The following is a 12050-nucleotide window of genomic DNA, read 5'->3' on the forward strand; positions in this document are numbered from 1 at the left end:
ATTTTATGGCAAGAAAAAAGGCAGAGCCTAAAAAGACTGCTAAACCAAATAACAACGCATATATCGAGGGTGCAGGACTTGTTGCAGACGAAAAGATAACAATGTCTCTTGAAAAGAACTATATGCCATATGCCATGAGCGTTTTGGTATCAAGAGCGTTCCCTGAGATAGACGGTTTTAAGCCCTCACACAGAAAACTGCTTTATACCATGTATAAAATGGGACTTTTAAACGGAAAGCTCACAAAGTCTGCCAATATCGTTGGTGCGACCATGAGGCTCAATCCTCACGGCGACGGTGCTATATATGAAACCATGGTAAGACTTTCACAGGGCAATGAAGCGCTTTTGCACCCATATGTAATGAGCAAGGGTAACTTCGGTAAGGCATATTCAAGAGATATGGCTTATGCTGCCTCTCGATACACTGAGGCAAAGCTCATGCCTATCTGTCAGGAGCTTTTCGGAGATATAGACAAGGACACTGTGGATTTTGTTCCTAACTATGATAACACCACCACAGAGCCGACCTTGCTTCCTACTACTTACCCGTCAATACTTGTTAATGCAAACGTTGGTATAGGCGTTTCTATGGCTTCATCAGTTTGTCCGTTCAATCTCAGCGAGGTTTGTGAGACAACTATCGGGCTTATGAAAAATCCTGATTTCAACGCTCTTGAAACGCTGAAAGGACCTGACTTTCCGGGCGGTGCTTCACTTCTATATGATGAGGAGGAGCTTGATAAGATATACCGCACAGGAAAAGGCTCTGTTAAGCTGAGAGCAAAATATCAGTATGACAAGGAGTCAAGGTGTCTTGAGATCGTTGAGATACCTGCCACTACCACAGTTGAAGCAATAATCGAGAAGATAATTGCTCTCGTTAAGGCAGGCAAGATAAGAGAGGTATCATATATCCGTGATGAAACGGACATTAACGGTCTGAAAATAGGTATAGATATCAAAAAGGGCGTAGACCCTGACAAGCTTATGCAAAAGCTTTATAAGCTGACACCGCTTCAGGACTCGTATTCATGCAATTTCTATATACTTGTTCACGGCTATCCAAGAATAATGGGCGTTTATGATATAATTAAAGAATGGGTAGCGTTCAGAATGGATTGCGTTCGACGCAGAACAAGCTTTGACCTTGCAAAGAAGAAAGACAAGCTCCACCTTCTGAAAGGTCTTGGAAAAATACTTCTCGATATCGACAAGGCTATAAAGATAATCAGAGAAACAGAAGAAGAAACCGAAGTCGTTCCAAACCTGATGATAGGTTTCGGCATTGATGAGATACAGGCTGATTATGTGGCTGAAATAAAGCTCAGACACCTTAACCGTGAGTATATCCTCAAAAGAACTGCCGAAACTGAGGACCTTGAAAAAGCTATTGCAGAGCTTGAAGATATTCTTGGAAGCGACAGAAAAATAAAGAATATCATCATTTCCGAATTAAAGGAAGTTTCAAAGAAGTATGGTCAGCCAAGAAAAACTCAGTTCTATTATAAGACTGATATCGAGGAGATAGACATAGAGGACGATATCCCTGACTACGCCTGCAAGCTTTTCCTATCTCAAAGCGGTTATTTCAAGAAATGTACTCCGCAATCACTGAGAATGGCAAGCGAGCAGAAGTATAAAGAGGGCGATGGTCCGCTTCAGGAAATGGAAAGCACCAATAAGACGGAGCTTCTGTTCTTCTCTGACAAGGCAGCTGTGTATAAGACCAAGGTATCGCAGTTTGCCGACACAAAGGCAAGCTCTCTTGGCGACTATATTCCTGCAAAGCTTGGTTTTGATGACGGTGAGGGCGTTGTGTCCATGGTGAATACTGTAGATTATTCGGGCTATATGATATTCTGTTTTGAAAACGGAAAGGTGGCAAAAGTGCCGCTCAATGCCTATGAAACAAAGACCAACAGAAAGAAGCTTGCCAACGCTTATTCTGCAAAGGCTAAGCTTGTGGGAATGTTCTTTGTGCAGGATAACGCTGAGATAATGCTTCGCACAACTAACGGCAGAGCAATGATATTTGATACAGCGCTTCTTATGCCTAAGTCCACGAGAGATACTATAGGCGTTCAGGTCATGACACTTAAAGCGAAGAATGCAGTTGTTGATAAGGCGTTTATCGTTGACGATGAGACAGCAGCAGGCCTTTCAAAATATCGCAGCAAAACGATACCTGTTGCAGGCTGTTTTGCAAAGGATATCGAAGACCCTGACCAGATGCACTTCTGATATATGTTTTTTACAGCGGATAGACTTCTGTCCGCTGTTTTGCGTTTGTTGACTTTTTACAGAGATTATGGTATACTTGTTTTGAAAAGGTGTGCAAATGCACGGATGTTGCAAAAGGGAGTTGTTTTTATGGAGTGTCCTAAATGCCACAAGTCAGTTGACGATGATGACATTTTCTGTCCTAACTGTGACACAAGATTAAGACCAGACAAAAATACATCTATCATGAAGCGTTTCAAAAAGCAGAATAAACCGCTAAATGTGGAAATAGTGGGTGAGAAAAAACATAAATTGTCTGAAAGCAAGCTCAAGCTTATTCTTATAACAGTGGCGGTAGTGCTCCTTGTGGTGCTTGTCGTCCTTATCGTTGTGAATATTATAAGCGGAAAGGGTGAAAACACCGCTGAGAGCATTTCTGAATATATCGGCGTAGATGTTGCAAAGGCTCAGAAAAAGCTTGATATGCACTTTAAGGACGAATCGGCTTTTCAGGGAGTGAACAATGCACTGAATTTTGATTATATCATTGAGTCTGATGACAGTGTTAATGTTGATGGCATAAATTATCCTGAATGGGCGGCGTTTGTTACTGTTGATGATGAAGAACGTATACAAACCGTAAAATATTCAAATTTCAAGGTGCTTAAAAACAATGCAAATGGTGAAAAAAAGAGTAAAGCTATCAACCTTGATAAGTTTGAACAAGGTGCAAAGTGGAGTGGCTTGTCAGATGCCATAGACCTTGAATATTACGGCATCGTATGGTCAAAAGACACTAAAAATTATATATACCGTTATTGGTATGAAAACGACGCAGGTGATGATCAGCCAGTGGTGCTTAATGTAACGTTCGATACGGATAATAAGTATCTGTATTATTCTTCTACGCTTATTTATCCTGAGTATCTGTAAAAGGGTCATAATGTTACAAAAGAAATACAAATTGTTGCGTAAATTCTACAATTGCACAAAAAAACTTGACTTATGCTCGGTTTGTTGCTAATATAAATTGATGAATAACGTAAAAAGGAGGTTCGGTATGGATCCTAGTACTAAATTATGTATGGGCTGTATGAACGAACTTGGTTCTGACGGTCGCTGTCATTATTGTAGCTATACCGACGATATCCCGCATTTACAGGCTTATCTTGCACCGAGAACAGTGCTTGACAACAGATATATAGTCGGAAAAATGCTTTCATATAATGGTGAGGGTGCGTCTTACATTTGCTACGATATGGTTGGCAAATGCAAGTGTGTGGCAAGAGAGTATATGCCTGACACTCTTTGCGAAAGAGATAGCGAAAGTCAGCGACTTGTGGTGAATCCAGATTGTCTGGCTAAGTATAAGACATTTATGTCTGAGTTTGCAGACGTGAACAAAGTTCTTTCACGCATGAGAAATCTTCAGCATATCGCCACGGCAAAGGATATGTTTTGCGAGAATAATACGACCTATGTCATACTCGAATATGTGGAGGGCGTGACGCTAAAGAAATTTTTACAGTCGAATACAGGCTTTCTCACATGGGAACAGGTCAAAAAGCTTTTTGTGCCATTGTTTACAACATTGAGCATTATACATAATGCAGGTATCATACACAGGGGAATATCTCCTGAAAATATTATTGTTACAACTGATTGTGAGCTTAAACTTACAGGCTTTTGCATAAGTTCTATAAGAACATCTAATACAGGGCTTTCTCCTGAGTTCTATTCAGGATATACCGCCCCTGAGCAATATTCTTCGTTAGAATGGCAGGGCACATGGACTGACGTTTATGCACTTGCTGCAGTTCTTTATAGAATACTAACAGGCTGTATGCCCCTTGATGCTTATACCCGTACAAAGAATGATACTATGGTCGAAGCTTGCAGAGTCAATCCAAGAATACCACAGCATATCTCACGAGTTCTTTCAAGAGCTATGAGAGTTCGTGGCGAAGAAAGAATACAGACAGTTTCAGAGCTTGTTACTGCACTTTTTGAGCAGCATACAACGCATATGGAACACCCTAAGGGTTCAACTCAGACTATTCCTATACAGCATGTTCCAAGACAAAGAACGCAGTCAAGGCAAATGCCACAGCAGACTCGTGAGGAAGAAAAGCCTAAGAATAAAACGGCTACGATAATAGGCTGGACGGTGCTTGTGATAGTGCTTTTGCTTTCAGTTTTTCTGCTATATGAGTTGTTTTCAGGTCCGTCGGACAGCAATAATGATTCGTCTGAGGATAAGGTCATTTCTTCTGATGATGCAGATGGAGTTGACAGCGAGGTATTCGTTTACAGCACCACAGTTGCTACGCCTAAGGTGACTGATGCTGAAAGTCAGTCAGAATATGGCTATGGCGCTATAATGCCTAACGTTGTGGGTCTGGAATACAATACTGTTGTAAAACAACTTGGTGAGGATTTTACTATCAAGGCTGAATATTATTATTCTGATGTTGACGATAAGGACGTTGTTAAAGAGCAGAGCATACCAGAGGGTACTGATTTTGATCCGTCTTTGAAAAATGAGCTTGTTCTTAAAGTATGTGCAGGCCCTGAAAATGTTCCTGTTCCTGATTTCTCTGGCCTGTCAAAGAAGGCTTACCTTGAGCTGCTTGATTCTTATAATATCAAGTATAAGGTCGTTACCGATTTCTCAAGCTCTGTTTCTGCAGGATATGTTATGGCGACAAGCGTTAATGTTGGAAACACTGTGAATGTTAAAAATGGTGATGTGCTTACAGTTACAGTTTCCGCAGGTCTTGTGACTACTACGACCACTACAACAAAGGCAACAGAGCCTAAGCCTGATACGAACACAGGCAGCTCTTCTGAAACAACACCAGCTCCGGCTGTTGTGCCTGCTGAATAACGAAAACGTTTAATAAAATGTTAAAAAATAAACAAAGCCCTTGACAATTCAAGGGCTTTGTGCTATGCTCATTATAGATTATTAGGAAAGTAACAGGATAAATTGTTTCCTGGTTTGGAGGTATTTTACATGGCTAAGAAAATTGGTGTACTTACCAGCGGAGGAGATGCTCCGGGAATGAACGCTGCTGTCAGAGCAGTATGCAGAGCTGGTCTTGCAAAGGGTATGGAAGTCGTAGGTATCCTCAGGGGATATAACGGCCTTCTTAACGGTGAAGTTATTGAGATGAATGCAAGAACTGTTTCAGGCATAATCCAGAGAGGCGGTACTTGCCTTTATACTGCAAGATGTCCTGAATTCAGAGATATCGAGGGCGTAAAGAAGGGCAGAGATAAGTGTCTTGAAATGGGTCTTGACGGTATCGTAGTTATCGGTGGTGACGGCTCATTCAGAGGTGCGGCTGATCTTTCAGCACAGGGTATCCCATGTATCGGTCTGCCTGGTACTATAGACAACGATATTTCATGCACAGAATATACTATCGGTTATGATACAGCTATGAACACGGCTATGGAAATGATCGATAAGATCAGAGATACAGCACAGTCACATGACAGATGTTCAGTAGTTGAGGTAATGGGCAGAAACGCTGGTCACATTGCTATCAACGTTGCTGCTGCTGTAGGCGCTGAGGCTGTTATCACACCTGAGAAGCCTTATGACCTCAATGCTATTGCTCAGAAGATGGAGCAGACAAAGAAGTCAGGCAAGACACATTTTATCATTGTAGTTGCTGAGGGTGTTGGCAAGACAGAGTATATCACAAGAACTCTTCAGGATATTACTGGTGTCGAGTCAAGAGCTACTATTCTCGGTCATGTTCAGAGAGGCGGCTCTCCTACAGTAAGAGATAGAGTTGTCGCAACTGAAATGGGCTATCACGCTGTTGAACTGCTCGAGCAGGGCATTGGCAACAGAGTTGTTGGTATGAAGGACAACAAGATATATGATGTAGATATTCAGGAGGCTCTTTCAATGAAGAAGCCTTTCGAGGAAGAGCTTTACAAGATCCTCAATGAAACTGCATTCTAATTTTTCATGAGGTCTGAGTCTTTAAGACTTTGACATATTACAGAGTAGAAAACTGAGCGTTAAGTGTCCGTCGGACGGGGAGTTGCCGTCGGAACGAAAAAGGTAGAACCTTTGCGGTTCGGTTTTCGCATCCCGCTGAATGTGTAATTGAAGCTTTTTATAGCGGCTCTGCACATCCCGCATGGGTAGTGTGCAGAGCTGTTTTTATGCTCCGTTATGCACAAAGCGACAAGCTCGCAGAATAAGGAGGTAAATTTATGAAGAGCTTCGGAAGAATGTTCTATGACTCTTTCAAGTCACTGAAAGATCTTAGAACATTGACAACAGCAGGAATACTGATAGCGTTGGCGTTTGCTATCAGATCATTTTCCATTGAGGTAACGCCTGACTTGAGGATCGGTTTCACTTTTCTTGCAACCTGTACTATAGGTATGCTTTACGGACCTGTGGTATGTGGAATGTCTACATTTGTGCTTGACTTTCTAGGATATATAGTGCAGAACAAATCCCCGAGAGCCTACAGCCCACAGCTTGCAATGGTAGTTATTATTTCAGGTATCATCTACGGCTGTCTGTTGTATAAGTGCGATTTTAACAACAAAAAGCTTCAAAGCTACATAAGGATCGCAATTGCAAGAGGAAGTGTTATACTTTTCTGTAATATAGGACTTAATTCTTATTTCCTGTATACACTTTATGTAAACAAGGCTTTTGGCATCACAAACCTCACCAAAGAAGGAATGAGCGGTTTTCTTACATACTGCACACCGAGAATAGCGAAAAATCTTATCCAGCTCCCTGTGGATCTGATATTGCTCATGATATTCCTGCCTGCTGTGAAGTTTGCTTATGAAAAAGTAAGAACACAGTTTGGACATAAAGCGACAAATACATGATTTAAAGCAGCGGCAGAAATGTCGCTGTTTTTTTGCGTGAAAATATACAAGAAAAATGGGGTACTAATGTGAAATTTAGGTGAAACACTTGAAATTCGTTGAGATTTAGTGTATAATTAAAATTAAGTTATTTTTAAGGCAGGCTTCTGTCTTTTATTCAGAAAGGTCTTGAGTGTATGATAAATGTTGGTTTTATCGGTGCAGGAAATATGGGCTATGCTATCATGAAAGGCATTGCAGGCAGTAAAATGAGTAAGGATATTCAGCTTTACGCTTTTGATAAATATGCTCCGATACTTGATAGACTTGACGAGCTTGGAACAGTAAAATGTTCAGGCTGTGCAGAGGTAGTTGAAAAGTCAGAATATGTTTTTCTTGCAATTAAGCCTCAGCAGCTTGACGAGGTGCTTGATGAGATAGCTTCTGCGGTAACGAAAGATACGGTCATAGTTTCTATATGCGCAGGCATTACAGATGATTATATCGCTTCAAAAACTTTGGTTGGCGCAAAGGTAGTGCTTGTTATGCCAAACACCCCTCTTCTTCTTGGGGAGGGCGCAACTGCTCTTTCACGCTCTGACAGCGTAACAGATGAGGAGTTTGAGCTTGTTTGCAATATCTTTGGCTCATGCGGTATGTATGCCGTCATATCAAAGGATAAAATGAAAGAGATAATAGCAATAAACGGCTCATCTCCTGCTTTTATCTATCTGTATGCTCAGGCATTCGTAGAGTATGCGAAGAGCGTTGATATTGATGAAACAGTTGCAAGAGATCTTTTTGCAAAGTCGCTTATCGGCTCTGCCAAAATGATAACTGACAGTGGCAAGTCACTTGACGAGCTTATTGAAATGGTATCATCAAAGGGTGGCACAACTATCGCTGGTCTTGAAAAGCTCCGTGAGGGCGGTCTGCCAAAGGCTGTTGAGGACTGCTGCAAGGCTTGCACTAAGAGAGCTTACGAGCTTTCAAAATAGTTATTTTTTCTGCACCGTGGCATATACATTACTCAAAGGAGTGATGTATAATGAACAGCGGGACAGGCATATACAAAAGCGGAGTTCTTGCATTTTTTGCAGGAGCTATCCTGATTGGTGCGCTTTTGGGTGCTGTTACTTTTTGCTTTATGGGCAGCGACGAGCTTTCAATGCTGTCGGTGTTTTCAAACAGCTTCGTTGACGTGAGGTCGTCAGGTGATCTTGAAGAAATTCTTGTGAGGTCTTTTTTCAGTTCGAGTGTTTTTTTAGCGGTTGTGTTTTTGTCAGGTTTTTCTTCACTGGGACAGCCTTTAGCTGTTGCAGTATTGCTGTTGCGCGGCATGGGCTGGGGTGTTGCAATGTCTCAGCTTTACAGCATTTACGGCGGACATGGTGCATTACTTTCAGCGATGTTTGTACTTCTTCCTGCGGTCATAACAGCGGCGGCACTTATGATAGCCGCAAGGGAAGCTGTCGCTATGTCAAATATCCTGCTGTGCATTGTTTTTTCTGAAGGACAGCATGGCGGTCTGCGACAGACGGTGCGGCTTTATGCTGTTAAGTTTCTTGTGCTTGAAGCAGCGGCGGCTGTTGCGGCTGCGCTTGAATGTCTGCTGACGATTATTTTTGCAGGACGAATTTAGTATACAGTATACAAAGAATGAAATAAAATTCGGGGCAATTTCGGGGACTATTAATTTTAAGGAGCGGTGTAATGTCTTTATTTGGTAATTACAATACCCCTGGCAGAGGTGTGCTTAAAGCACCTCAGGAGAAAAAGGGTATTTTTAAGTTTTTTGAAGTCTATGGCAGGCATATGTGGAAGCTTATGGAGCTTAATTTGCTGTATTTCGTTTTCTGCATACCGCTGACGCTTATGGTTATACTTATGCTTATGACATCAAATCCAATATGGCTCTTACTGGCGATACCGTCAGTATTGGTAGGACCTGCAACGGCTGCAATGACAAAGGTTTGCCGAAATTATTCTCAGGAAAGAAATGCGTTTTTGCTACATGATTTCTGGGATTCTTTCAAGAAGAATTTCAAGCAGGGCACTATCATGGGTGCCATAGATATCATCTTCGCTATAGGATTTATGGTCGGGATTCCAATGTATAAATATTGGGCAGAGCAGAACTCCATGATATACATTCCTTTTGTTATCTGCATAAGCTGTCTTATCGTATTCTTCATGATGCACTTTTACATCTATCTCATGATAAGCTCCACTAACCTTAACATGAAGCAGATAATAAAGAACTCGTTTTATCTTGTGAGTCTTGGCATAAAGCAGTCTCTTTGGTCACTTCTGGCATCGCTTATCGTCATTGTTATGATGTATCTTTTCCTGCCGTATTCTCTGTTCATATTGCCATTTTGGCCTCTTTCGTTCATATGCTTCGTGACTTGCTTCAATTGTTATCCTGTTATCAGAAAACACGTTATCCAGCCTTACTACGATCAGCGTGGTGAAAGCAATCCTGAGTTCGCATACAAGAATGCAGACCCTGACGAACAGCTCTTTGAGGATAGAGCGGCGGAAGAAACTCCTGTCAAGACCAAAGAGAGCAGAAAAAAAGGCAAAACAATCTCATAAAAAACATAAGGACAGCTCGTTTGAACTGTCCTTTGTTTATGCTAATTATTTTTCGATTTCGCCAAGTGAAAGCGCTTTGAGATAAGCGTTTATGAAACCGTCAAGGTCGCCGTCCATAACAGCGTTTACATTGCTGTTTTCAAAACCCGTTCTGTGATCTTTTACAAGAGTGTATGGCATGAAAACATAGGAACGTATCTGGGCACCCCATGCGATCTCTTTCTGAACACCCTTGATATCCTCTATCTTCTCTAGATGTTCACGCTCTTTTATTTTGATAAGCTCTGCTTTGAGCATTTTCATTGCATAATCCCTGTTCTGGAACTGTGAACGCTGTGTCTGGCATGATGTAACGATGCCTGTTGGTATGTGGGTAAGTCTTACGGCTGATGAGGTTTTGTTGATGTGCTGTCCGCCTGCACCGCTTGCACGATAAACGTCCATTTTAATGTCCTCAGGACGGATATCTACTTCGATTGTATCGTCTATTTCAGGCATAACGTCCACCGCTGAGAATGACGTGTGTCTGCTTCCTGAGCTGTCGAAAGGTGAGATACGCACTAGTCTGTGTATTCCTGCTTCACTTTTAAGATAGCCATAAGCGTTTTCACCCTCCACGATAACGGAGGCACTCTTCATGCCAGCCTCTGCACCCTCGAGATAATCAAGAGTAGTCATTTTGAAGCCGTGGCTTTCACACCATTTGTGATACATCCTGAAAAGCATTTCGCTCCAATCCTGCGCCTCAGTTCCGCCTGCTCCTGCATGAAAGTTGATGATAGCGTTGTTGTGATCATACTCGCCTGTGAGCAGAGTGTCAAGCTGTGCGGCGTCAAGACCCTCTTTTAGAGTTTTAAGGTCAGACTGTATTTCGTCGATCATGTCCTCGTCACCCTCATCGGCTGCCATTTCAATAAGCACTTCGATATCCTCAAATGACGACTTGAATTTATTGTATTTTTCCAGTTTGCCCTCAAGATTTCTTGTTTCCTGCAAAACCTTCTGCGATTTCTCCATGTCGTCCCAAAAATTAGGTTCTGCGGCTTTTTCGTGAAGCTCTGCGATCCTTTCCTGAGAACGCTCAATATCGTATACGTCATGCAGCTCGCTGATGATAGGTCTAAGAGCTTCAAGCTCTGACTTTAAGTTTTCTAAAAATACCATATCTTTTTCTCCTTATTTTATATCATTATATATTATAAAACTTTTTTTGTGAAAAGTAAAGGAAAAATATAAAAAAACTATAGCATTTTCCTGAAAGTTGTGCTATAATGTTACTTAAGAGCTTTAAAAAGCCTGTTTCAGCAAGAAAGGAAACCCGATATGGCTAATTATACAGGAAAAAAATGCTTTTCCTGCGGAGAAGTATTCAAAGATGGTGACGATATAGTTGTATGTCCTGAGTGTGGCACACCTTATCATCGTGAGTGTTATCTTAAAGAAGGAAAGTGCATAAATGACGCTTTGCATGAAAGTGGTCAGAGCTGGGAGCAAACTCAGGAGAGTGTAGAAAGTGAGAATATACGCTGTATACGCTGCGGTTTTGAAAATCCGCCTGACAAGCTATTTTGTGAAAAGTGCGGAACACCGCTTACGAAAAATGATACTGAGGAACGTCCATTCAACGACATGGACACGCAAAATAACGCTCAGCAGACCGGCCCTGACGGACAGCCTTACGGTCCGTTTGGCAGACAGGTTGTATTTGATAAGGACTCAGATCTTGAAGGCATTAAACTAGATGACTATGCAAAATTTGTAAAGACAAATCCGCTCATATTTTTGTCTAACTTTATACGTTTTGGTAAATTTGGTGGAAAGATTTCCATAAACTTTGCGGCTTTCCTTTTTCCACACCTGTATTTTCTGTTTAGAAAAATGAATATTGTGGGTATCATCATGCTTGTGGCTACGGCACTGCTCAATATACCTACTGCGATAGAATATCTTAGTGCAGGGACAATGGGTTTCTCGCTTGATATCGGCATCGATGTGACCGGAAGGGTTTTTCAGGGCATTTCCGCTGCGACATGGTATGTTTCAATGGCACTTCAGTTTGTGGCAGGCTTTTTCGGCAATTATATGTATTATAAGTTTGCACAAAAAAAGATCCGTGAGATAAGGTCGGAGGACGGCACTGAGCAGGAGATAGCCGAAAAGATAGTAGCAAAGGGCGGTACGTCATGGGGGGCTGTTATTCTTGGCTTTGCCGTTTATTCTGCGATAGTTGTGTTTGGCATTTTTGGTGTTACAAAGATATTTGCATGATTTTACAAAAAGTTCATAAAAAAACGCAAGTGTGTAGGTTTGTCAATCATATTGGACACTATTATTAAGAAATTCGATAGGCGAAAACCATTTGAGGGGACGCATAGG

The 12050-nt window shown here is 41.6% G+C and carries 10 protein-coding genes and 1 riboswitch; of the genes, 9 read left to right on the plus strand and 1 reads right to left on the minus strand.

The annotated features are described in order from the left end of the window. Window positions 1-5 precede the first annotated feature (5 nt). The 8 genes from AB5123_RS09890 (at window position 6) to AB5123_RS09925 (ending at window position 9674) form a co-directional block, all read left to right on the plus strand. Window positions 6-2243, plus strand: coding sequence for a DNA topoisomerase (ATP-hydrolyzing) subunit A (locus AB5123_RS09890; RefSeq protein WP_337812280.1), 2238 nt, complete (start codon window positions 6-8; stop codon window positions 2241-2243). Between the two features lie 129 nt (window positions 2244-2372). Next, window positions 2373-3155, plus strand: coding sequence for a zinc ribbon domain-containing protein (locus tag AB5123_RS09895; protein ID WP_337812279.1), 783 nt, complete (start codon window positions 2373-2375; stop codon window positions 3153-3155). A gap of 127 nt (window positions 3156-3282) precedes the next feature. Continuing rightward, window positions 3283-5109, plus strand: coding sequence for a PASTA domain-containing protein (locus AB5123_RS09900; protein ID WP_117958282.1), 1827 nt, complete (start codon window positions 3283-3285; stop codon window positions 5107-5109). Window positions 5110-5238: 129 nt separating this feature from the next. Then, window positions 5239-6201 (plus strand): 6-phosphofructokinase, encoded by a 963-nt coding sequence (gene pfkA, locus AB5123_RS09905; RefSeq protein WP_022287510.1) that lies wholly within the window; start codon window positions 5239-5241, stop codon window positions 6199-6201. A 38-nt stretch (window positions 6202-6239) separates the two neighbouring features. After that, window positions 6240-6341, plus strand: a riboswitch (THF riboswitch). A 117-nt stretch (window positions 6342-6458) separates the two neighbouring features. Then, window positions 6459-7097, plus strand: coding sequence for a folate family ECF transporter S component (locus AB5123_RS09910; protein ID WP_117877758.1), 639 nt, complete (start codon window positions 6459-6461; stop codon window positions 7095-7097). Between the two features lie 176 nt (window positions 7098-7273). Beyond that, on the plus strand, window positions 7274-8074 hold the full coding sequence (gene proC / locus AB5123_RS09915) for a pyrroline-5-carboxylate reductase (RefSeq protein ID WP_337812277.1): 801 nt from the start codon (window positions 7274-7276) through the stop codon (window positions 8072-8074). Window positions 8075-8124: 50 nt separating this feature from the next. Further along, window positions 8125-8718: a hypothetical protein gene (locus AB5123_RS09920; RefSeq protein ID WP_337812276.1), complete on the plus strand. Its 594-nt coding sequence runs from the start codon at window positions 8125-8127 to the stop codon at window positions 8716-8718. A gap of 71 nt (window positions 8719-8789) precedes the next feature. After that, window positions 8790-9674 (plus strand): YesL family protein, encoded by an 885-nt coding sequence (locus tag AB5123_RS09925; RefSeq protein WP_022287514.1) that lies wholly within the window; start codon window positions 8790-8792, stop codon window positions 9672-9674. A gap of 45 nt (window positions 9675-9719) precedes the next feature. Here the strand turns inward: AB5123_RS09925 and prfB are convergent, their stop codons facing one another. After that, complete coding sequence (prfB, locus tag AB5123_RS09930; protein WP_041337341.1) at window positions 9720-10838, minus strand: peptide chain release factor 2; 1119 nt, start codon at window positions 10836-10838, stop codon at window positions 9720-9722. A gap of 159 nt (window positions 10839-10997) precedes the next feature. Here prfB and AB5123_RS09935 point away from each other — a divergent pair, with 159 nt between their 5' ends. Next, window positions 10998-11942 carry an RING finger protein gene (locus AB5123_RS09935; RefSeq protein WP_051706895.1) on the plus strand — a complete coding sequence of 315 codons (945 nt, stop codon included), beginning with the start codon at window positions 10998-11000 and terminating at the stop codon, window positions 11940-11942. Window positions 11943-12050: the final 108 nt, after the last annotated feature.

It is taken from the genome of Ruminococcus sp. RTP21204st1_B2_RTP21204_210225 (genome assembly GCF_040914135.1).
Taxonomy (GTDB): domain Bacteria; phylum Bacillota; class Clostridia; order Oscillospirales; family Ruminococcaceae; genus Hominimerdicola; species Hominimerdicola aceti.